Source organism: Pseudomonas sp. Pf153 (assembly GCF_001269775.1).
Lineage (GTDB): Bacteria > Pseudomonadota > Gammaproteobacteria > Pseudomonadales > Pseudomonadaceae > Aquipseudomonas > Aquipseudomonas uvaldensis.
The window spans coordinates 162889-183512 of the sequence record NZ_LHVL01000012.1; the positions used below are offsets into that span (position 1 = coordinate 162889).

The window sequence follows — 20624 nt, forward strand, 5'->3', positions numbered from 1 at the left end:
GGGCGTCAATTTTTGACGACAAGATCATTAGGGGCTTTGTTTTCATGTCTGCTTCCCTCGCATTCGTCTTTCCAGGACAGGGCTCGCAGTCCCTCGGCATGCTGGCCGAACTGGGCGCGCAATATCCGCTGGTCCTCGAAACATTCAAAGAAGCGTCCGACGCACTCGGCTATGACTTGTGGGCACTGACCCAGCAAGGGCCCGAAGAGCTACTCAATCAAACCGACAAGACCCAGCCGGCCATCCTGACGGCCTCGATCGCGCTCTGGCGCCTGTGGCTGGCTGAAGGCGGTGCGCGCCCTGCGTTCGTTGCCGGCCATAGCCTGGGTGAGTACAGCGCCCTCGTGGCAGCCGGCAGCTTGAGTCTCGGCGACGCGGTAAAGCTAGTGGAGCGTCGTGGCCAATTGATGCAGGAAGCCGTCCCGGCCGGACAAGGCGGCATGGCTGCGATTCTCGGCCTGGAAGACGCCGATGTGCTGGCGGCCTGTGCCGAAGCGGCGCAAGGCGATGTGGTCAGCGCGGTGAACTTCAACTCGCCTGGCCAGGTAGTGATCGCCGGGGCCAAGGCGGCCGTCGATCGTGCCATCGAGGGCTGCAAGGCGCTTGGGGCCAAGCGTGCCATGCCGTTGCCGGTCAGCGTGCCCTCGCACTGTGAGCTGATGCGCCCTGCAGCCGAGCGCTTTGCCGAATCCATTGCCGCCATCGATTGGCAGGTTCCGCAGATTCCCGTGGTACAGAACGTCAGCGCCAATGTGGCGCCGGACCTCGAAAGCCTCAAGCGCGATTTGCTGGAGCAGCTCTACAAGCCGGTTCGCTGGGTCGAAACGGTGCAGACCCTGGCGGCCAAGGGTGCGACCGAGCTGGTCGAGTGCGGCCCGGGCAAGGTGCTGGCCGGTCTGAACAAACGCTGCGCCGAAGGCGTATCGACATCCAACCTCAATACCCCAGACGCTTTCGCTGCCGCTCGTGCAGCGCAGGCCTGAACAGGAGAAACTTGCATGAGTCTGCAAGGTAAAGTTGCACTGGTGACCGGTGCAAGTCGTGGCATCGGCCAGGCCATTGCTCTGGAACTGGGTCGCCAAGGCGCCATCGTCGTTGGTACTGCGACTTCCGCTTCGGGCGCCGAGCGTATCGCCGCGACCCTGAAGGAAAACGACATTCAAGGCACTGGTCTTGAGCTGAATGTCACCAGCGATGAGTCCGTTACGGCGGTGCTGGCAGCTATCCAGGAGCAGTTCGGTGTCCCGGCGATCCTGGTCAATAACGCCGGTATCACCCGTGATAATCTGATGATGCGCATGAAAGATGACGAATGGTTCGACGTGATCGATACCAACCTGAACAGCCTGTACCGGCTGTCCAAGGGCGTTCTGCGCGGCATGACCAAGGCCCGTTGGGGTCGTATTATCAACATCGGCTCGGTTGTGGGTGCCATGGGCAACGCAGGCCAAGTAAACTATGCTTCGGCTAAGGCCGGTCTGGAAGGTTTCAGCCGTGCGCTGGCGCGCGAAGTGGGCTCACGGTCGATTACGGTGAACTCGGTAGCCCCGGGTTTCATCGATACCGACATGACCCGCGAATTGCCGGAAGCGCAGCGTGAAGCCTTGTTGACACAAATTCCGCTGGGGCGTCTGGGGCAGGCTGAAGAAATCGCATCCGTGGTGGCTTTTCTTGCATCCGACGCTGCGGCATACGTCACGGGGGCTACAATCCCGGTGAACGGCGGGATGTATATGAGTTAAATGTGACGGATTGCTTCAAAAAAATGTCATACGAGCTGTCTAAAATCCGTTATAAAGCTGCAACTTATTTATAGGCGGCGGGCCGTCAGGGTTCGAGGGGCAAGCTTTCGGTTGAAAAACCGAAAAGTCTTTCTATACACTTAGCCTCCGGCCAGCTGCCTGAATTTGTCCATTAGGAGTGAAAACAAGGTATGAGCACCATCGAAGAGCGCGTCAAGAAAATCGTTGCCGAGCAACTGGGCGTCAAGGAAGAAGAAGTCATCAACACTGCTTCCTTCGTTGAAGACCTGGGTGCCGACTCCCTTGACACCGTTGAGCTGGTGATGGCTCTGGAAGAGGAATTCGAGACCGAGATTCCTGACGAAGAAGCTGAGAAGATCACTACTGTACAAGCTGCCATCGACTACGTTACTGCCCACCACGCGTAATCGTTTTTAGTCGTCGCTAGCTGTCATGGAAAAACCGCACTGCCATTACGGCGTGCGGTTTTTTCTTTAGGCCTGATGCAAAGTCGTCATTAGAAAAAGGAGAGTGCTGTGTCGCGTAGACGCGTCGTAGTCACCGGTATGGGTATGTTGTCGCCACTGGGCACGGATGTGCCGAGCAGTTGGCAGGGCATTCTGGCTGGCCGTAGTGGCATTGGTCTGATCGAACACACCGACCTTTCTGCCTATTCCACCCGTTTTGGCGGCTCGGTAAAGGGTTTCAATGTCGAGGAATACCTGTCGGTCAAGGAAGCCCGCAAGCTTGACCTGTTCATTCAATACGGCCTGGCGGCCGGGTTCCAGGCGGTGCGTAACGCTGGCCTGGAGGTCACCGATGCCAACCGTGAGCGTATTGGCGTCGCCATGGGCTCAGGTATTGGCGGTTTGACCAATATCGAAGAAACCAGCCGTACATTGCACGATTCGGGTCCGCGGCGGATATCGCCGTTCTTCGTGCCAGGCTCGATTATCAACATGATCTCCGGTTTCCTGTCCATCCATCTGGGTGTGCAAGGACCCAACTACGCCATTGCCACGGCCTGTACCACGGGCACTCACTGTATCGGCATGGCTGCCCGCAACATCATGTACGACGAAGCTGACGTGATGATCGCCGGCGGTGCCGAGATGGCGGCGTGTGGCCTGGGCATGGGGGGCTTTGGTGCGTCCCGTGCGCTGTCGACCCGCAACGACGAGCCGACCCGCGCCAGCCGTCCATGGGACAAGGGCCGTGATGGCTTCGTGCTCTCCGACGGTTCCGGTGCATTGGTGCTCGAAGAGCTTGAGCATGCCAAGGCCCGTGGTGCCACGATCTATGCCGAACTTATCGGCTTCGGTACCAGTGGCGATGCCTACCACATGACCTCGCCTCCGGCCGACGGCGCCGGTGCTGCCCGTTGTATTGCCAATGCCCTGCGGGACGCGAAGGTCAACGCCGATCAGGTCCAGTACATCAATGCCCATGGGACCTCGACCCCGGCCGGCGACCTGGCCGAAGCCCAGGCAATCAAGACTGTGTTCGGTGAGCATGCCTACAAGCTGGCTGTCAGCTCGACGAAGTCCATGACCGGCCATCTGTTGGGAGCTGCAGGTGCGGTGGAGGCGATCTTCAGCGTACTGGCGATCAACAGCCAGGTCGCGCCGCCGACCATCAACCTCGATGAGCCGGACGAGGGCTGCGACCTGGACTTCGTACCGCATACCGCCCGTGGCATGGACATCGACGTGGTGATATCCAACTCCTTTGGCTTTGGCGGGACCAACGGCTCGCTGGTGTTCCGCCGGTTCGCAGGTTGATGGATAGCTGGGTCGACGGTCAGCCGGCCGACGTTTTGTCGCTGAGGGATCGCGGCCTGGCTTATGGCGATGGGTTGTTTGAAACCATCGCCGTACGCGCCGGCGTACCCGTGCTGCTGGAGCGCCACCTGCAACGCCTGGGGCTGGGGTGCCAGCGGTTGGGGCTCGATGTCGACATGGCTGCATTGAGCGCCGAGTTGCAGGCCTATGCGCAACGGCTGGGGCAAGGTGTGATGAAGCTGATCGTGACCCGGGGCGATAGCCAGCGTGGCTATGCCGCTACCCCTTCGGCCCCGACCCGGCGCATCCTGCAAGGCAGCCCCCCGGCCGCTTATCCCGGCGCGCATGCCGAGCAGGGTGTTTCCCTGTTTCCTTGCGCCACGCGCTTGTCCGAGCAGCCTTTGCTTGCCGGTCTCAAGCACCTCAACCGCCTCGAACAGGTGATGGCCCGCGCTGAATGGGGCGGTCCGGAGCATGCCGAAGGGCTGATGCTGGATACTTCCGGACGCGTGATCGAAGGTGTGTTCAGCAACCTGTTTCTGGTGTGCAATGGCGTCTTGATTACGCCCGACCTGAGTCGCTGCGGCGTGGCCGGGGTAATGCGCGCTGAATTGTTGTTTCAGGCCCAATCCCAAGGCATCGCTACGCAGATTACCGATGTTGATCTCGAGCAGTTGTACCGGGCTGATGAGGTTTTTGTCTGTAACAGCGTTTATGGCGTGTGGCCGGTATGCGCATACGGTTCGGCGCGCTGGTCGACCGGGCCGCTCACCCGTAAACTGCAGACCCTTGCCCGCGCGTTATTGGATGTTTGATTCGTGAGACGTAAATTCTTGCTGCTGCTGGAAACCGGACTGGTTCTGGCAGGGCTGTTGTGGGGCGCCTCTGCCTGGAAGATTCATTCGGCGCTGCAGCAGCCGCTGAACATTACCCAGGAAGAGCTGCTGGATATTCCCAGCGGGACCACTCCGACCGCCACCCTCAAGCGCCTCGAGGCCGAAGGTCTGATCAGGGACGCGTTCTGGCTCAGAGTATATTGGCGCTTCAATCTCGCCGGTCAGCCCTTGCATGCTGGCGAATACCGGATGGTCCCCGGCATGACGATGGACGGGCTGATCGCCGTATGGAAGCGTGGCGAAGTGGTGCAGTACAGCGTGACGCTGGTGGAAGGCTGGAATTTCCGCCAGGTTCGTGCGGCGCTGGCCAAGGATGAAAAGCTCCAGCAGACCCTGACCGGCCTCAGCGACAGCGAGGTCATGGATCGTCTTGGCCATTCCGGTGTGTTTCCCGAAGGGCGTTTTTTTCCTGACACCTATCGTTTCGTGCGCGGGACTTCTGACGCCGACCTGCTGAATCAAGCCTATGGCCGGCTGGAAGAAGTGCTGGCCAGGGAGTGGGCCGAACGCTCTGCCGATGTGCCCTACACCCAGCCTTATCAGGCGTTGATCATGGCATCGCTCGTGGAAAAGGAAACCGGCGTGCCGCAGGAGCGAGGCCAGATTGCCGGTGTGTTTGTGCGCCGACTGCGCATGGGTATGTTGCTGCAGACCGACCCTACGGTGATTTATGGTCTGGGCGAACGCTATACCGGCAAGCTCACCCGTGCGCATTTGAAAGAAGAGAACCCATACAACACTTATATGGTCCCTGGCTTGCCCCCGACGCCGATTGCGATGGTGGGGCGCGAAGCGATTCATGCCGCATTGAATCCGGCGCCGGGAAGCAGTCTTTACTTCGTTGCCCGCGGCGATGGCAGCCACGTGTTTTCCGACACTCTGGAGGCGCATAACAACGCGGTGCGTGAGTATCAGCTCAAGCGTCGCGCCGATTATCGCTCCAGTCCGGCGCCAGCTACGCTGGATGAGACTGCACCTGTCCCCGCCGCATCGCCCGACACGGCGCCTGAAGCCGTGCCCCAGGTACCTGCGCAGCAGCCGGCCCCCGAGCCGAATGCCAGCGAGCCACCGAGCCCGCAATGACTCTGATTAAGGACTGCCCGTGACTGGCTTGTTTATAACGCTGGAAGGCCCGGAAGGCGCCGGCAAGAGCACTAACCGCGAATACCTGGCCGAACGTCTGCAGGCGGCGGGCATCGAGGTCGTCTTGACACGCGAGCCCGGTGGTACGCCGCTGGCGGAGCGGATTCGCGAGGTGCTGTTGACCCCGGCGGACGAAATCATGAACCCGGACACCGAGCTGCTGCTGGTGTTCGCTGCCCGGGCGCAGCATCTGTCCGAGGTGATTCGTCCGGCACTGGCTCGCGGTGCGGTGGTGCTCTGCGATCGCTTCACCGATTCGACCTATGCCTATCAGGGCGGCGGCCGTGGATTGTCCCTGGAGCGCATCGCGACACTGGAAAATTTTGTCCAGCGCGAGCTGAGGCCGGACCTGACGCTAGTGTTCGATCTGCCGGTGGAGATCGGCCTGGCCCGCGCCAGTGCCCGCGGCCGGCTGGATCGCTTCGAACTGGAAGGCGAGGCGTTCTTCAATGCCGTACGCAACGCCTTTCTGAGCCGCGCCAAGGCCGATCCATCGCGTTACCTGTTGATCGATGCCGCGCAACCGCTGGCCCGGGTTCAGCAGTCGCTGAATGACCTGTTGCCAGGTCTGCTGGAGCGTGTCCGTGGCTGAAGCCTACCCCTGGCAGGACGCGCTATGGCAGCAATTGGCCGGCCGTGCCCAGCATGCCCATGCCTACCTGCTGCATGGCCCGGCCGGTATCGGCAAGCGGGCGCTGGCGGAACGTTTGATGGCCAGCCTGTTGTGCCAGCACCCCGTGGCCTCGGAGGCATGCGGTGAGTGCAAGTCCTGCCTGTTACTCAAGGCTGGTAGCCATCCCGACAATTATGTACTGGAGCCAGAAGAGGCAGACAAGGCGATCAAGGTCGACCAGGTCCGCGATCTGGTCAGTTTCGTGGTCCAGACCGCGCAACTGGGCGGGCGCAAGGTAGTGCTGATCGAACCGGTCGAATCGATGAACATCAATGCGGCCAACGCTTTGCTCAAGAGCCTTGAAGAGCCGTCGGGCGATACCGTGCTGTTGCTGGTCAGCCACCAGCCGAGTCGCTTGCTGCCGACCATCAAGAGCCGTTGCGTGCAGCAGGCCTGTCCGTTGCCGAGCGAGGCGATGAGCATGCAATGGCTGGCCCAGGCCCTGCCTGAAAGCGCCGAGGATGAGCGGGTCGAGTTGCTGACCCTGGCCGCCGGTTCGCCCCTGGCCGCCGTCAGTCTTCAGGCCCAGGGTATACGTGAGCAGCGGGCCCTGGTGGTGGACGGGGTGAAAAAGCTCCTCAAGCACCAGCAATCCCCCACGCAACTGGCCGAGGGCTGGAACGCCGTCCCGCTACTGTTGCTGTTCGATTGGTTCTGCGATTGGTCGAACCTGATCCTGCGCTACCAGCTCACCGACGATCAGTCCGGCCTGGGGCTTGCGGACATGCGCAAGGTGATTCAGTACCTGGCGCAAAAGAGCAGCCGGGACAAAATCTTGAACATCCAGGACTGGATACTTGCCCAACGTCAGAAGGTACTGAGCAAGGCGAATCTCAACCGAGTGCTTCTGCTTGAAGCCCTGTTGGTGCAATGGGCGAGTCTGCCGGATCGAAACTGACAGGCTTCGGCTGAAGGAAAACCGGTGAGGTTCTCCTGGGCGTTGTACGAAAAGTCTAGACTCAGCTCAATCGAAGCGGAGATCAGCATGAACGAACCTGTCAGTCCCGGTCCACGCAACGGCATCCTGTCCCTGGCCATCAAGGACAAATCGGTGCTGTATGCCGCCTACATGCCCTTTATCAAGAATGGCGGCCTGTTCATTCCCACCAACAAGCATTATCGCCTGGGCGATGAGGTGTTCATGCTGTTGAGCCTGATGGATGAGCCTGAGAAAATCCCGGTCGCCGGCAAGGTGATCTGGCTCACGCCCAAGGGAGCCCAGGGCAATCGAGCCGCCGGCGTTGGCGTGCAGTTCAACGAGGGCGACAACGCTGCCCGCAACCAAATCGAAACCCACCTGGCCGGAACCCTGAAATCCGACCGTCCTACCCACACGATGTAGCCTGACTCCTTATGCTTGTAGATTCCCATTGCCACCTTGACCGCCTCGACCTTACCGCCCACGCCGGCTCCCTCGATGCTGCGCTGGACGCGGCTCGTCAGCGCGGCGTCGGACACTTTCTGTGTATAGGTGTCAGTGCCGACAATGCCGCTGACGTCAAGGTCCTGGCCGAGCGTTATGAGGATGTCGATTGTTCGGTGGGTGTCCACCCCCTGGATGTCCAGCCCGACGCCGCGCCGGCACTGGACTGGCTGTTGCAGGAGCTCGACCATCCACGGGTAGTTGCCATTGGCGAAACCGGCCTCGACTATCACTACGAACCGGAGGCCGCCGAGGTCCAGCAAGCGTCGTTCCGGCTGCATCTGGAGGCTGCACGCCAGACCGGAAAACCGGTGATTATCCATACCCGAGGCGCCCGGGCCGACACCCTGGACTTGTTACGCGATGCCGCGCTTCCACAGGCTGGCGTGCTGCACTGCTTCACCGAAGATTGGGAAATGGCCAAAGCCGCGCTGGACATGGGTTATTACATTTCCCTGTCCGGTATTGTCACGTTCCGCAACGCCGATGCCTTGCGCGATGTGGCCAGCAAAGTGCCGGCCGACCGCCTGCTGGTGGAAACCGATTCTCCGTACCTGGCGCCGATCCCGTATCGCGGTAAACCGAACCTGCCGCAGTACGTCCGGGAAGTGGCGGAGTTCCTGGCAATGTTGCGCGGTGAGTCCTACGGGCGGTTCGCCGAGCAGACGACGGAAAACTTCAAGCGTCTGTTCCCGTTGGCTCATGTCCGTTCGGTACGGGCTTGAATGACAAACAAAAAAAACCCGGGTTCTGGGGGGTGAATCCGGGTTAAGACCATTAGGAGTAAAACAAAGGCACGCGGTCCTTTGGTACCTTTATCGGCGCGTCACTTGGGGGAGATGTCGCGCCGACAGTTCAAGTATTGATCAGTATGCGGACGCGTCCAGTTTGGCCCAGGTGGTTTTTAAACAAATTTGGAATACGCTCGCTTCGGATAAGTTCTCATGTCGCCAATGTTTGCCTGCGCGGCGCGGTGGGGCAGGGCGCGGGGGAGACAGATGCGTACGATTTTGTGAAGAACTGTGGCCGGGAACGGATGATCCGTGCATTTTTACGTAAGTTAGGCATAATACCCGGCTTCGAATTTTGACCTGTCAGACCTTTTTCTTATGCACAAAGAACCTCGTAAGGTCCGTGAGTTTCGTCGCCGCGAGCAGGAAATTCTCGACACCGCGCTCAAGTTGTTCCTCGATCAGGGTGAAGACAGCGTCACCGTCGAGATGATTGCGGATGCCGTGGGTATCGGCAAAGGCACGATTTATAAACACTTCAAGTCCAAGGCAGAGATCTACCTGCGCCTGATGCTCGACTATGAGCGCGATTTGAACGAGCTGCTGCATTCGGCGGATGTGGACAAGGACAAGGAAGCCCTGTCCCGGGCCTACTTCGAGTTCCGCATGCGCGATCCGCAGCGCTACCGTTTGTTTGACCGCCTGGAAGAAAAGGTCGTCAAGGGTAACCAGGTGCCGGAAATGGTCGAGGAGTTGCACAAGATCCGCGCCTCGAACTTCGATCGCCTGACCTTGCTGATCAAGGGGCGGATCAGCGAAGGCAAGCTCGAAGATGTGCCGCCTTATTTCCACTACTGCGCTGCCTGGGCGTTGGTGCACGGTGCGGTGGCGCTGTATCACTCGCCATTCTGGAGCAACGTGCTGGAAGATCAGGAAGGCTTCTTCCAGTTCCTCATGGACATCGGCGTACGCATGGGCAACAAGCGCAAGCGCGATACCGACGCCCCGAGCCACTGACATTCACCTGTCTGATAGCGCCATGTCTGCTTACATGGCGCAGTGCCCCAGTAATATACTCAGGCATGGGACTTGCTAAAACTTGAATTCTAGGTCAAGTTTCGGCTCGTCCGACTCTTCTTCCGCCGGAGTGATCCATGATCGTTGATCGTCAGGGCAGGCGTTTTCGCAATTTGCGGGTCAGCCTGACTTCCGCCTGCAACTACGCCTGTACCTATTGCGTACCTGACGGTAAGCGGCTGGTGGCTGCGCAGGATGAACTGTCGGCCGAAGCGATGGCTCGTGGCGTGGCTTATCTGATCGAAGCTGCCGGCATCGAGCGGCTACGCATCACCGGGGGTGAGCCGCTGGTCAGTCCCAAGCTGGAGCACTTCATGACGGCAGTGGGGCAGATGGGTCTGGAGGACATCAGCCTGACCACCAACGGCCAATTGTTGGCGAAAAAACTGCCGCTGCTGCTGCAAGCCGGTATCCGCCGCATCAACGTTTCCCTCGATACCCTGGACCCTGCGGCATTTCGCAGTATCGCTCGTGGCGGTGACCTCGCGACGGTGCTCGACGGCATGCAACAGGCTCGGGCGGCGGGGATGAAGATCAAGGTGAATATGGTGCCGCTGCGCGGGCAGAACCAGGACCAGGTGATGCCGCTGCTCGATTACTGCCTCGAACGGGGTTATGAGCTGCGCTTCATCGAGTTGATGCGCATGGGCCATCTGGCCAGCGATTCCAATGGTTTTTTGCAGCAGTTCGTCAGTCTTCAACAGTTGTTGAGCCTGATTGGCGACCGGTACGAGTATCTGCAAGCCAACGCGCCGGTGGATGCCACGGCGGTGCGTTATGAAATACCGGGAATGGGGTATTTCGGAGTGATTGCCAACGAGAGCGTTCCGTTCTGTCGCACCTGCTCACGGCTGCGGTTGTCGTCTACGGGCTGGTTGCATGGTTGCTTGTCGTCGAGCAATCGCCACTACATTGGCGATCTGCTGGACAAGCCTCGCCATCAGGCATTGCCGGCCATCCAGCGGCTGCTCGTCAAGGCTCTGGGAGACAAGCAGGAAGTGGCGTTCTCCGGTGGGGCCACCATCATGAAGATCATAGGCGGCTGATTTGCCTTGTGGCGAACCCCTTATCTATCGAGCTGGCGCAAAAGCTGCATCCAACGACCATTCGCCGGTTTTCCGACACCGGTTTCTGGAGGGTAGGATGCGTAGCCTGGTTTTGCTGCTGGCCGTCATGGCGCTTGGTGGCTGCATGAATGTCAGCGACATGGGGGAGGGCGTGCGTTATCACATGAGCGACGCCGGTCTGCTGGATCACAGCGACAGCCGTCGTGTGAATAACCTGCGTATCCAGCCCGATTCGTTCATCTATATTGCCCAAGGCGCCTTCGCTCCGCCGGGCAGTGCCTATCCACGTCCCAATGTCGTGGCCGAAGAAGCTTTCAATGGTTTCATCGAATACTTCCCCATGGTTCGTCGTGCCCGGGTGCCCGAAGGACTTGACCAGGCCATGGGCGAAGCTCGTGCCGCCGGTGCGCATTACCTGCTGTACACCCGATTCGCCAAGGCTGACAACCGTATTGGCAATACTGATGAATGGCTCGATGAAGAGGCGGTAGATCGTCTGGGGGTCGACACCAGCGTGATTCAGATCATGTTGATCGAGACCAGCACCCAGTATTTGATCGATACTGCACGTATCAAGAGTCGCGGCGGTTTGCTGACGCTGCATGACAAACAGCCACAAGACCTCATCGCCACGCCCTTGCGTGAATATGCTCGCAGCCTGTTGGGGATGAGCAACGAGTAAACATAAGGAATCACCATGAGCGGACCGCAAAAAGCCAATGACCTGCTGGGGCAGATCCCCAAGACCAAAGGCCTGCCGCCGGTCCACTTGTGGAATCCCGACTTCTGCGGCGACATTGACATGCGCATCGCCCGCGATGGCACCTGGTATTACCTGGGCACGCCTATCGGGCGCAAGCCGATGGTCAAGCTGTTCTCCACCATCATCCGCCGCGATGGCGATGATTACTTCCTGATTACCCCTGTGGAAAAAGTCGGCATTCGGGTCGACGATGCGCCGTTCGTAGCCGTGACCCTCGAAGTCGAAGGCGAGGGAGAGGGACAGGTATTGCGCTTCACGACCCACGTCGATGAAACCACCGAGGCCGGTCCCGAGCATCCTATGCGAGTGGTGATCGATCCGCAGACCCAGGAACCCGCGCCCTATGTACATGTGCGCGCCAACCTCGAGGCACTGATTCATCGCAATGTGTTCTACCAGTTGGTGGAGCTGGCGGTGAGCCGCGAGATCGAGGGGCAGAGGTGGTTGGGCGTGTGGAGTGGTGGAGTGTTCTTCCCGATCGGCCTGGAACCGTAAATCCTGTGGGAGCGGGCTTGCTCGCGAAGGCGGTGGATCAGCAAGTGTTGATTTGACTGACCCACCGTCTGCGCGAGCAAGCCCGCTCCTACAATTTTGCGTAAATTCGGATTGACACCCAATCATATGATGATTAGCGTGAGCCACCCATAAAGAGTGGCCGCGGGGTTTTCATGTCCAGCAGTTTTCACGCATCGACCGTCGATTGGCTGGGTGGCTGGATCGCCGCCGGCCAGGTCAAGCCAGGGCAGACCATCAAGGTCGAGGCGGACCTGGGGGAGCAACTGGGGGTCAGTCGCACGGTCATCCGCGAGGCGATCAAGACCCTGGTGGCCAAGGGCATGCTGGAAGTCGGGCCGAAAGTCGGTACGCGGGTCTTGCCGGTGCGACGCTGGAATCTGTTCGATCCACAGGTCGTCGGTTGGCTATCGCGCAGCGGGCTGCCGGAAAACTTTGTCGACGACCTGCTCGACCTGCGTCGCACCATCGAGCCCATGGCGGTGCGTTGGGCCTGCGAGCGGGCGACCGCCCAGCAGATAGAGGCAATCCGTCTGGCCTATCATGCGCTGGAGCGGGCCGTGGACAGCGACGCCGACTACAACCGCGCCGACCAGTATTTCCACGAATGCATCCTAGCCGCCAGCCACAATCAATTCATCGAACAAATGGTCCCGGCCTTGGGGGCGTTGCTGGCGGTGTCGTTCGAGGTGTCGGCGGCCGATCCGGATGAACTGCGCCGGACCTTACCCATCCACAAGGATATCGCCGAAGCCATCGCCGCCCGTGACGCTGCGCGGGGTGTCTGGGCCTGCATGACCTTGATCGATAACGCTGACCTGGCCATCAAGCGCTTTTACCCTGACTTGATGGCCGGTCGTACAGACACTGCCGGGCAAGCCGGAAACAGGAGGATTCAATGATGTGGACGGCTGTGACGGAACACCGGGCGAAACTGGGCGAGGGGCCGTTCTGGGACGAGGCGACCCGGGCATTGTATTGGGTCGACATCGCGGGCAAGCAGGCGCTGCGGTTGATCGGCGCCAATGTGGATATCTGGCAGATGCCCGAGCACGTCTCCGCGTTCATCCCGACGCAGAGCGGGGATGCCCTGGTGACGCTGAGCAGTGGTGTCTACCGGTTGGACCTGGAATCGCCGGGCCTGGAGCCCCGGTTGACTTTGCTGTGCATGGCCGACCCTCAGCCGGGCAATCGGGCCAACGAAGCCCGTTGTGATGCGTTGGGTCGGCTCTGGCTCGGCACCATGCAGAACAACATTGGCGAAAACGGCGAAGACCTGCCCATCGAGCGGCGCTCGGGTGGCCTGTTTCGCGTGGGCGGCGATGGCCGGGTCATGCCATTGCTGCGCGGACTTGGCATCCCCAACACGCTGTTATGGTCTCCCGACGGGACCACGGTGTATTTCGGTGAAAGCCTCGACGGCACGTTGTACCGGCACTTCATTCATCCCGATGGCAACCTGGCGCCAGCCGAGGTCTGGTTCGGTCCTCACTCGCGCGGCGGCCCGGATGGTTCGGCAATGGACGCCCGGGGCTATATCTGGAACGCCCGCTGGGATGGCAGCTGCCTGCTGCGGTTGAGTCCGGATGGCCATGTCGACCGGGTCATCGAACTGCCAGTCAGTCGCCCCACCAGTTGTGTGTTCGGTGGCGAGGATCTCAAGACGTTGTACATCACCAGCGCGGCAAGCCCGCTGGAACACCCTTTGGACGGTGCGGTGCTGTCCATGCGGGTTGATATCCCTGGCGTGGCTTGTACACGGTTTGCGGGTTAAATCCCAGAATATGGGATGTAAATATATATATTGAGATTGTTTGGCGGTCGGGTTTATAGTCGGTCCCATCAGCGATACGCACTTACAAAAAAAACAAAGCAGGTGAAGTTTCCATGGCTGAACCCCTCTCCTTGCCGCCGGTGCCTGAGCCACCGAAGGGCGAGCGACTGAAAAACAAGGTCGTGCTGCTGACGGGCGCCGCCCAAGGCATTGGCGAGGCGATCGTCGCCGCGTTCGCTTCCCAGCAGGCTCGGCTGGTGATCAGCGATATCCAGGCTGAAAAAGTCGAGAAGGTCGCCGTGCATTGGCGTGAGCGCGGCGCCGACGTGCAGGCACTGAGAGCCGATGTATCGAACCAGCAGGATCTGCACGCCATGGCCCGTCGTGCCGTCGAGCTGCATGGCCGCATCGATGTGCTGGTGAACTGCGCCGGGGTCAATGTATTCCGTGACCCGCTGCAAATGACCGAAGATGATTGGCGACGCTGCTTCGCCATCGACCTGGACGGGGCCTGGTATGGCTGCAAAGCTGTGTTGCCACAGATGATCGAGCAGGGTGCCGGCAGCATCATCAACATCGCTTCGACCCATTCGTCCCACATCATTCCCGGTTGCTTCCCTTACCCGGTGGCCAAGCACGGTTTGCTGGGGCTGACTCGTGCCCTGGGCATCGAATACGCACCCAAGGGCGTGCGTGTGAATGCCATCGCGCCAGGCTATATCGAAACCCAACTGAACATCGATTACTGGAACGGCTTCGCCGACCCTCATGCCGAGCGCCAGCGAGCAATGAACCTGCACCCTCCACGGCGCATCGGCCAGCCGATCGAGGTAGCGATGACGGCCGTGTTCCTGGCCAGCGACGAAGCCCCATTCATCAACGCTTCATGCATCACCCTCGATGGTGGACGTTCGGTCATGTATCACGACTGAAATGTCCGGGGTTTCAGGCATCAACGTGCCTGTCATCCAATCATCATACGATATGACTATTTGGATCTATGCTGTAGCAACACGCTTTGACCGCCCGGCCTGCGCAGTACCACCGATGGTGGGGTAGATACCGGACGTTTGGCTTTCAATAAAAAAAACAAGGAGTCAGCTATGAATCATCGCCGTGGGATTCGTTCCCTGTGTCGCGCCGCCCTGGCGGTTACCGCGTTCAGCCTCAGTAGCAGTCTGCTGGCGGCTGAGGAAGTGAAAATCGGTTTCCTGGTCAAGCAGGCCGAGGAACCCTGGTTCCAGACTGAATGGGCATTCGCTGAAAAAGCCGGCAAGGACAAGGGCTTCAAGGTCATCAAGATCGCCGTGCCTGACGGCGAGAAGACTCTCTCGGCCATCGACAGCCTTGCCGCCAACGGCGCCAAGGGTTTTGTCATTTGCCCGCCGGACGTGTCCCTGGGCCCGGCCATCATGGCCAAGGCCAAGCTCAATGATTTGAAAGTCATCGCGGTGGACGACCGCTTCGTCGATGCCAGCGGCAAGTTCATGGAGGATGTGCCGTACCTGGGCATGGCCGCATTCGAAGTGGGCCAGAAGCAAGGGGCCGCCATGGCCGCTGAGGCGAAGAAACGCGGTTGGGACTGGAAAGACACCTACGCGGTGATCAACACCTTCAACGAACTGGACACCGGCAAGAAACGCACCGACGGTTCGGTCGACGCCCTCAAGAAAGCCGGCATGCCGGAGGACCACATCCTCTACTCGGCACTCAAGACGCTCGACGTACCGGGCAGCATGGACTCCACCAACTCCGCATTGGTGAAACTGCCCAGCGCTGCGAAGAACCTGATCATCGGCGGCATGAACGACAACACTGTGCTGGGCGGCGTGCGTGCCACCGAAGCCGCCGGCTTCAAGGCGGCCAACGTGATCGGCATCGGCATCAACGGCACCGACGCCATCGGCGAGTTGAAGAAACCCGAGAGCGGCTTCTTCGGCTCGATGCTGCCTAGTCCGCACATCGAAGGCTACAAGACCGCCGAGATGATGTTCGAGTGGGTCACCACCGGCAAGGAACCGCCAAAGTACACCGCCATGGACGAGGTGACGCTGATCACCCGGGAGAACTTCAAGCAGGAGCTGGAAAAGATCGGCCTGTGGAATTGACGGTCGGTTGATTCAAAAAAGCGGTGCCGGTGTCCTGTTCTGCGGTCTGTAGGATGGGGCACGCAGGCGGCGCCGCTTGATCTCTGTGAGTTCGAGGTGGTTATGCAAGCGCAGACAGCGACACAGCAATACAGCATAGGCGGCAGCTTGCGATTCAACGGGATCGGCAAATCCTTTCCCGGTGTGCAGGCGCTGGCCAATATCAGTTTCGTCGCCCATCCGGGGCAGGTTCATGCCTTGATGGGTGAGAACGGCGCGGGCAAGTCCACGTTGTTGAAGATTCTCGGCGGTGCCTATATCCCGAGCAGCGGCGAGTTGCAGATCGGCGAGCAGACGATGGTCTTCAAATGCACTGCCGACAGCATCGCCAGCGGTGTGGCGGTGATCCACCAGGAATTGCACTTGGTGCCGGAAATGACCGTCGCCGAAAACCTGTTCCTGGGGCATTTGCCGGCTCGTTTCGGCCTGGTCAATCGCGGCGTGCTGCGCCAGCAGGCGTTGGCGCTGCTCAAAGGCCTGGCCGATGAGATCGACCCCCAGGAAAAAGTCGGGCGTCTGTCCCTCGGTCAGCGGCAGTTGGTAGAGATCGCCAAGGCCTTGTCCCGGGGCGCCCACGTTATTGCTTTCGACGAACCCACCAGCAGCCTTTCAGCACGGGAAATCGACCGCCTGATGGCGATCATCGCGCGCCTGCGTGACGAGGGCAAAGTCGTGCTTTACGTCAGTCACCGCATGGAAGAGGTGTTTCGCATCTGCGACGCGGTGACGGTGTTCAAGGATGGCCGCTACGTGCGGACCTTCGAAGACATGGGCGAACTGACCCATGACCAGTTGGTGACATGCATGGTCGGCCGCGATATCGAGGACATCTATGACTACCGTCCCCGCGAGCGCGGCGAGGTCGCGTTGCAGGTCGATCGGTTGCTCGGTCCGGGGCTGCGCGAGCCGGTCAGTTTCCAGGTGCACAAAGGCGAGATCCTTGGACTGTTCGGGCTGGTGGGGGCCGGGCGCACCGAGCTGCTACGCTTGCTCAGCGGCCTGGAGCGTCAGACCGATGGGCGATTGCTGCTGCAGGGTGAGGAACTGAAGCTGCGCTCGCCCCGGGATGCCATCGCCGCCGGCGTGCTGCTCTGCCCGGAGGATCGCAAGAAGGAAGGCATCATGCCGCTGGCCAGCGTCGGCGAGAACATCAACATCAGCGCCCGCAGCGCTCATTCCACTTTTGGTTGCCTGTTGCGCGGCGATTGGGAACGGGGCAACGCCGACAAACAGATCAAGGCGTTGAAGGTAAAGACCCCGACGGCGGGGCAGAAAATCATGTACCTGTCCGGCGGCAATCAGCAAAAAGCGATCCTCGGTCGCTGGCTGTCGATGCCGATGAAGGTCCTGCTGCTGGACGAGCCGACCCGTGGCATCGACATCGGGGCCAAGGCCGAGATCTATCAGATCATCCACAACCTGGCGGCCGAGGGCATTGCCGTGATCGTGGTGTCCAGCGACCTGATGGAAGTGATGGGCATTTCCGACCGAATCCTGGTGCTCTGCGAAGGGGCCATGCGTGGCGAACTGCCGCGTGACCAGGCCAATGAATCCAATCTGCTGCAACTGGCGCTGCCACGCCAACGCGTTGCCGACGCGGCGAACTGAGAGGTAATCATGACCATTCAAAACAATGCACTGCCAACGGCACGCAAACCCCTGGATATGCGGCGTTTCCTGGACGACTGGGCCATGCTGCTGGCGGCCATCGGGGTCTTCGTGCTCTGCACGCTGATGATCGATAACTTCTTGTCCCCGCTGAACATGCGAGGCCTGGGGCTGGCGATCTCCACCACCGGTATTGCGGCCTGCACTATGTTGTATTGCCTGGCGTCCGGTCACTTCGACCTCTCGGTCGGCTCGGTGATTGCCTGCGCTGGCGTGGTCGCGGCGGTGGTGATGCGTGACACCAACAGCGTCTTCCTGGGGATCAGTGCAGCGCTGGTGATGGGCCTGATCGTCGGCCTGATCAACGGCATCGTCATTGCCAAGCTGCGGGTCAACGCGCTGATCACGACGCTGGCGACCATGCAGATCGTCAGGGGCCTGGCTTATATCTTCGCCAATGGTAAGGCGGTGGGTATTTCCCAGGAGTCGTTCTTTGTCTATGGCAACGGCCAGTTGTTCGGTGTGCCGGTGCCTATCCTGATCACCATCGTCTGCTTCCTGTTCTTCGGCTGGCTGCTGAACTACACCACCTACGGGCGCAACACCATGGCCATCGGGGGCAATCAGGAAGCGGCGCTGCTGGCGGGGGTGAACGTCGATCGCACCAAGATCATCATTTTTGCCGTGCATGGCGTGATCGGTGCGCTGGCGGGTGTGATCCTGGCATCGCGCATGACGTCGGGCCAACCGATGATCGGCCAGGGCTTCGAACTGACGGTGATCTCGGCCTGCGTGCTGGGCGGCGTGTCGTTGAGCGGTGGTATCGGCATGATCCGCCATGTCATTGCCGGAGTGCTGATCCTGGCGATCATCGAGAACGCGATGAACCTGAAGAACATCGACACCTTCTACCAGTACGTCATTCGTGGCTCGATCCTGCTGCTGGCGGTGGTGATTGACCGGATGAAGCAGCGCTGAAGCCTGCGTCGATCGGGCGGGCCTCATCGCGAGCAGGCTCGCTCCCACAGTGGATCAGTGCTGCACCTCAGTTTTGCTGTTGGCACAAGACCCTGTGGGAGCGAGCCTGCTCGCGAAGGAGGCCGCCAGGGCGCCAGCGATCACGCGGCCTTGCGCAAGGCCTCGATCAGTTCCTGCTTGCGCATTTTCGACCGGCCGGGAATATTCTTCGCCCGCGCCTCCTTCATCAGGTTATCCACAGTCTGGGCTTCGTGGGAGGCCTTGCTGGTACGCGGATGACCTTCGCGGGTCTTGGCTGCGCGACGGGCTGATTCCTTGCGATCGGTTTTCTTCTCGGCGGCCGGTTTTTTCTTCCCCGAACCGCCGGAGCGTTCGCCGCCGCCGGACTGTTTGTTCACGGTCGCCCAGGCCCGCGCTTCGGCTTCGTTCTCGGACACACCTTTTTTCTCGTAACTCTCTTCGATGTGCTCGGCCTTGCGCTTTTGCTCGGCGGTGTATTTGTCTTTGCTTCCACGAGGCATGGGCTGGTCCTCCTCAAGTATGTGACCTGGGTTACTGGCTGGCAGCGCCACCCTCGGAGCCCGACCCGCCCGTGGTGGTCTTCGAACCCACGCCAGTTTCGGCGTTATCAGGCGCGGTAGAGTCCGGCGTGTTCATGCCGCCCTGGCGACCCATATCGTTACCCTGCACACGGGGATCGGTGCCGGTGGCGGGTGGCTGACCGTTGTTCAGGGTGCCACCGGTGCCGTCCGTGTTCAGCTTGGGCATACCCTGGGTGGCGGGGGAATTGGGCGCCTGCACCGGGTCGGTCGGTCCGGTACCGGAGGTGGAAGCCGCGAAGGCCACCGAAGAGAGCAGTGCGGCAAATGTGAACGCTGTCAGCCTTGAAATGATCATGGTGTCGCCTCCATTTTTCAGATGCTTGCCTGATCTTGGGCCGTGAAGGGATGACGATGGTGCCTCGGGATCGACGAATGGCGCTTTCAGCACATGAGCTTGTTGCGGTCATTCCCATGGATTGGCATGTGACGAGCGTCGCATAGCGGCTTAGTATGGCGCTTTCAATTGGCTACAAGGCCCGTTCATGTCGATCGAGATCCGTCCTGCGCAACCCAGCGATGCGCCGCAAATCCTTGCCTTTATTACCGAGCTGGCGGACTACGAGAAGGCCCGTCACGAAGTCATCGCCAGTGTGGCGGACATCGAGCGCAGTCTGTTCAGCGAGGGCGCGACCGCCCATGGGCTGATTTGCCTGCGTGACGGCGTGCCGATCGGTTTCGCGGTGTTTTTCTTCAGCTATTCCACTTGGCTGGGCAGCAACTGCCTGTACCTTGAAGACTTGTACATCACGCCGGAACAACGGGGCGGTGGGGCAGGCAAGACTTTATTGCGGCACTTGGCGAAGATCGCCTGCGACAACGATTGCGGTCGTTTCGAGTGGAGCGTGCTGGACTGGAACACCCCGGCCATTGAGTTCTACAAGTCCCTCGGCGCGCAGCCCCAGGAGGAGTGGGTGCGCTATCGGATGGATGGCAAGGTGCTGCGGGATTTCGCCCAAGGCAACTGAGAGCTTCAGGAATAAGCGTCCCCGCCGTATTCGGCAAAACCCGGTCGTTGTTCGAGCCGTTTGCAATAGGCGGCCACGGCCGGGTAGTCGGGCCGCTCCATCGGCGTCTGGCGCCAGCGGTGCACGGACAGGCCGATGAGCACGTCAGCCAGGGAGAAGCCTGCGCCGGCCACGTAGGCGCCGGTCCGGCTGAGTTGCTGTTCAAGCAGACCCATCTTTTCGTTCCAATCCTTGACGCCGGCGGCGATACGCTGCGGGTCCTGGCAATCCGGGTCCTTGCGCGCCAGAGCGTAAAAAGGGTATCCCCATGAGCGGTTGAGTTCGGTCGCTTGCCAATCCATCCACTGCTCGACGCGTGCCCGGGCGGCGGGCTCGATGGGCAGCAGATCGCCGCGTCCGTGTTTGCCTGCCAGATAGCGGCAGATGGTGTTCGACTCCCACAGCACGCCGTTTTCATCAATGATCACCGGCACCTGGGCGTTGGGATTGAGAGCGAGGAACGCCGGGTCATGGGTGGAATTGAAGCCAATGCCCCAATCTTCTCGTTCGTAGGGGATATCCAGTTCCTGACAGGTCCACAGCACTTTTCTGACGTTGATCGAAGAAGTGCGACCGAGGATTTTCAGCAGTTGGCCCATAAACGTTTCTCCCTGAGTGGCGAAGACATCCAGGCAGGAACTTAACAGGGTCGCTGGAGGTTGGCGATGGGATTTGATTCTGGATTTTTCCCAATATATGGGA

The 20624-nt window shown here is 60.3% G+C and carries 24 protein-coding genes; 21 read left to right on the forward strand and 3 right to left on the reverse strand.

The features are described 5' to 3' along the window. The first annotated feature begins 44 nt into the window (after positions 1-44). The 20 genes from fabD to araH all read left to right on the forward strand — a co-directional run bounded on the left by fabD (position 45) and on the right by araH (position 18316). Positions 45-983 (forward strand): ACP S-malonyltransferase, encoded by a 939-nt coding sequence (fabD, locus tag AD666_RS08515; protein WP_053150153.1) that lies wholly within the window; start codon positions 45-47, stop codon positions 981-983. Between the two features lie 15 nt (positions 984-998). Next, complete coding sequence (fabG, locus tag AD666_RS08520) at positions 999-1742, forward strand: 3-oxoacyl-ACP reductase FabG (RefSeq protein WP_053150156.1); 744 nt, start codon at positions 999-1001, stop codon at positions 1740-1742. A 191-nt stretch (positions 1743-1933) separates the two neighbouring features. Then, complete coding sequence (acpP, locus tag AD666_RS08525; protein ID WP_053150160.1) at positions 1934-2170, forward strand: acyl carrier protein; 237 nt, start codon at positions 1934-1936, stop codon at positions 2168-2170. A 108-nt stretch (positions 2171-2278) separates the two neighbouring features. Then, positions 2279-3523 (forward strand): beta-ketoacyl-ACP synthase II, encoded by a 1245-nt coding sequence (gene fabF, locus AD666_RS08530; RefSeq protein ID WP_053150163.1) that lies wholly within the window; start codon positions 2279-2281, stop codon positions 3521-3523. Continuing rightward, positions 3523-4338, forward strand: coding sequence for an aminodeoxychorismate lyase (pabC, locus tag AD666_RS08535; protein WP_053150166.1), 816 nt, complete (start codon positions 3523-3525; stop codon positions 4336-4338). The genes fabF and pabC overlap by 1 nt, the downstream gene beginning before the upstream one ends. 3 nt (positions 4339-4341) lie before the next feature. Next, positions 4342-5502, forward strand: coding sequence for an endolytic transglycosylase MltG (gene mltG / locus AD666_RS08540; RefSeq protein ID WP_053150168.1), 1161 nt, complete (start codon positions 4342-4344; stop codon positions 5500-5502). Positions 5503-5521: 19 nt separating this feature from the next. After that, positions 5522-6154, forward strand: coding sequence for a dTMP kinase (gene tmk, locus AD666_RS08545; protein WP_053150172.1), 633 nt, complete (start codon positions 5522-5524; stop codon positions 6152-6154). Next, entirely contained in the window at positions 6147-7133 is a 987-nt protein-coding gene (locus AD666_RS08550) for a DNA polymerase III subunit delta' (protein ID WP_053150176.1), read from the forward strand. The genes tmk and AD666_RS08550 overlap by 8 nt, the downstream gene beginning before the upstream one ends. A gap of 87 nt (positions 7134-7220) precedes the next feature. Next, complete coding sequence (locus AD666_RS08555) at positions 7221-7577, forward strand: PilZ domain-containing protein (RefSeq protein ID WP_053150179.1); 357 nt, start codon at positions 7221-7223, stop codon at positions 7575-7577. 11 nt (positions 7578-7588) lie between these two features. Next, positions 7589-8383, forward strand: coding sequence for a TatD family hydrolase (locus tag AD666_RS08560; RefSeq protein ID WP_053150182.1), 795 nt, complete (start codon positions 7589-7591; stop codon positions 8381-8383). 384 nt (positions 8384-8767) lie between these two features. After that, positions 8768-9406, forward strand: coding sequence for a TetR/AcrR family transcriptional regulator (locus AD666_RS08565; RefSeq protein WP_053150184.1), 639 nt, complete (start codon positions 8768-8770; stop codon positions 9404-9406). A gap of 137 nt (positions 9407-9543) precedes the next feature. Further along, the gene (locus AD666_RS08570) at positions 9544-10512 is read left to right on the forward strand and encodes a GTP 3',8-cyclase MoaA (RefSeq protein ID WP_053150187.1); all 969 of its coding nucleotides are present in this window, start codon (positions 9544-9546) and stop codon (positions 10510-10512) included. Between the two features lie 97 nt (positions 10513-10609). After that, complete coding sequence (locus AD666_RS08575; RefSeq protein ID WP_053150192.1) at positions 10610-11215, forward strand: DUF4823 domain-containing protein; 606 nt, start codon at positions 10610-10612, stop codon at positions 11213-11215. A gap of 15 nt (positions 11216-11230) precedes the next feature. Next, positions 11231-11791: a DUF1285 domain-containing protein gene (locus tag AD666_RS08580; RefSeq protein WP_053150195.1), complete on the forward strand. Its 561-nt coding sequence runs from the start codon at positions 11231-11233 to the stop codon at positions 11789-11791. A gap of 173 nt (positions 11792-11964) precedes the next feature. Next, a complete protein-coding gene (locus tag AD666_RS08585) occupies positions 11965-12711 on the forward strand; it encodes a FadR/GntR family transcriptional regulator (protein ID WP_053150200.1) in 747 nt (248 codons plus the stop codon). Further along, positions 12708-13583, forward strand: coding sequence for an SMP-30/gluconolactonase/LRE family protein (locus AD666_RS08590; RefSeq protein WP_053150204.1), 876 nt, complete (start codon positions 12708-12710; stop codon positions 13581-13583). The genes AD666_RS08585 and AD666_RS08590 overlap by 4 nt, the downstream gene beginning before the upstream one ends. 113 nt (positions 13584-13696) lie before the next feature. Next, a complete protein-coding gene (locus AD666_RS08595; protein WP_053150207.1) occupies positions 13697-14515 on the forward strand; it encodes an SDR family oxidoreductase in 819 nt (272 codons plus the stop codon). A gap of 171 nt (positions 14516-14686) precedes the next feature. Next, positions 14687-15691 carry a substrate-binding domain-containing protein gene (locus AD666_RS08600; RefSeq protein ID WP_053150209.1) on the forward strand — a complete coding sequence of 335 codons (1005 nt, stop codon included), beginning with the start codon at positions 14687-14689 and terminating at the stop codon, positions 15689-15691. A 102-nt stretch (positions 15692-15793) separates the two neighbouring features. After that, positions 15794-17338 (forward strand): L-arabinose ABC transporter ATP-binding protein AraG, encoded by a 1545-nt coding sequence (gene araG / locus AD666_RS08605; RefSeq protein WP_053150212.1) that lies wholly within the window; start codon positions 15794-15796, stop codon positions 17336-17338. Positions 17339-17347: 9 nt separating this feature from the next. Beyond that, positions 17348-18316 (forward strand): L-arabinose ABC transporter permease AraH, encoded by a 969-nt coding sequence (gene araH, locus AD666_RS08610; RefSeq protein WP_053150214.1) that lies wholly within the window; start codon positions 17348-17350, stop codon positions 18314-18316. Positions 18317-18456: 140 nt separating this feature from the next. Here araH and AD666_RS08615 read toward each other — a convergent pair whose 3' ends face one another. After that, positions 18457-18837 carry a Rho termination factor N-terminal domain-containing protein gene (locus AD666_RS08615; protein WP_053150217.1) on the reverse strand — a complete coding sequence of 127 codons (381 nt, stop codon included), beginning with the start codon at positions 18835-18837 and terminating at the stop codon, positions 18457-18459. 31 nt (positions 18838-18868) lie between these two features. Next, positions 18869-19213, reverse strand: coding sequence for a hypothetical protein (locus AD666_RS08620; protein ID WP_053150220.1), 345 nt, complete (start codon positions 19211-19213; stop codon positions 18869-18871). Between the two features lie 187 nt (positions 19214-19400). Here AD666_RS08620 and AD666_RS08625 point away from each other — a divergent pair, with 187 nt between their 5' ends. Next, a complete protein-coding gene (locus tag AD666_RS08625; protein WP_053150223.1) occupies positions 19401-19883 on the forward strand; it encodes a GNAT family N-acetyltransferase in 483 nt (160 codons plus the stop codon). A gap of 5 nt (positions 19884-19888) precedes the next feature. Here AD666_RS08625 and AD666_RS08630 read toward each other — a convergent pair whose 3' ends face one another. Then, complete coding sequence (locus AD666_RS08630; protein ID WP_053150227.1) at positions 19889-20521, reverse strand: glutathione S-transferase family protein; 633 nt, start codon at positions 20519-20521, stop codon at positions 19889-19891. Positions 20522-20624 lie beyond the last annotated feature (103 nt).

Coding starts and splice junctions, on each gene's coding strand:
- AD666_RS08565 (WP_053150184.1), top strand. CDS start 8,768: ATGCACAAAGAACCTCGTAAGGTCCGTGAGTTTCGTCGCCGCGAGCAG.
- AD666_RS08590 (WP_053150204.1), top strand. CDS start 12,708: ATGATGTGGACGGCTGTGACGGAACACCGGGCGAAACTGGGCGAGGGG.
- AD666_RS08625 (WP_053150223.1), top strand. CDS start 19,401: ATGTCGATCGAGATCCGTCCTGCGCAACCCAGCGATGCGCCGCAAATC.
- pabC (WP_053150166.1), top strand. CDS start 3,523: ATGGATAGCTGGGTCGACGGTCAGCCGGCCGACGTTTTGTCGCTGAGG.
- AD666_RS08580 (WP_053150195.1), top strand. CDS start 11,231: ATGAGCGGACCGCAAAAAGCCAATGACCTGCTGGGGCAGATCCCCAAG.
- AD666_RS08570 (WP_053150187.1), top strand. CDS start 9,544: ATGATCGTTGATCGTCAGGGCAGGCGTTTTCGCAATTTGCGGGTCAGC.
- AD666_RS08595 (WP_053150207.1), top strand. CDS start 13,697: ATGGCTGAACCCCTCTCCTTGCCGCCGGTGCCTGAGCCACCGAAGGGC.
- AD666_RS08615 (WP_053150217.1), bottom strand. CDS start 18,837: ATGCCTCGTGGAAGCAAAGACAAATACACCGCCGAGCAAAAGCGCAAG.
- AD666_RS08575 (WP_053150192.1), top strand. CDS start 10,610: ATGCGTAGCCTGGTTTTGCTGCTGGCCGTCATGGCGCTTGGTGGCTGC.
- araG (WP_053150212.1), top strand. CDS start 15,794: ATGCAAGCGCAGACAGCGACACAGCAATACAGCATAGGCGGCAGCTTG.
- fabD (WP_053150153.1), top strand. CDS start 45: ATGTCTGCTTCCCTCGCATTCGTCTTTCCAGGACAGGGCTCGCAGTCC.
- AD666_RS08600 (WP_053150209.1), top strand. CDS start 14,687: ATGAATCATCGCCGTGGGATTCGTTCCCTGTGTCGCGCCGCCCTGGCG.
- AD666_RS08555 (WP_053150179.1), top strand. CDS start 7,221: ATGAACGAACCTGTCAGTCCCGGTCCACGCAACGGCATCCTGTCCCTG.
- fabG (WP_053150156.1), top strand. CDS start 999: ATGAGTCTGCAAGGTAAAGTTGCACTGGTGACCGGTGCAAGTCGTGGC.
- AD666_RS08620 (WP_053150220.1), bottom strand. CDS start 19,213: ATGATCATTTCAAGGCTGACAGCGTTCACATTTGCCGCACTGCTCTCT.
- acpP (WP_053150160.1), top strand. CDS start 1,934: ATGAGCACCATCGAAGAGCGCGTCAAGAAAATCGTTGCCGAGCAACTG.
- AD666_RS08630 (WP_053150227.1), bottom strand. CDS start 20,521: ATGGGCCAACTGCTGAAAATCCTCGGTCGCACTTCTTCGATCAACGTC.
- araH (WP_053150214.1), top strand. CDS start 17,348: ATGACCATTCAAAACAATGCACTGCCAACGGCACGCAAACCCCTGGAT.
- AD666_RS08585 (WP_053150200.1), top strand. CDS start 11,965: ATGTCCAGCAGTTTTCACGCATCGACCGTCGATTGGCTGGGTGGCTGG.
- AD666_RS08560 (WP_053150182.1), top strand. CDS start 7,589: ATGCTTGTAGATTCCCATTGCCACCTTGACCGCCTCGACCTTACCGCC.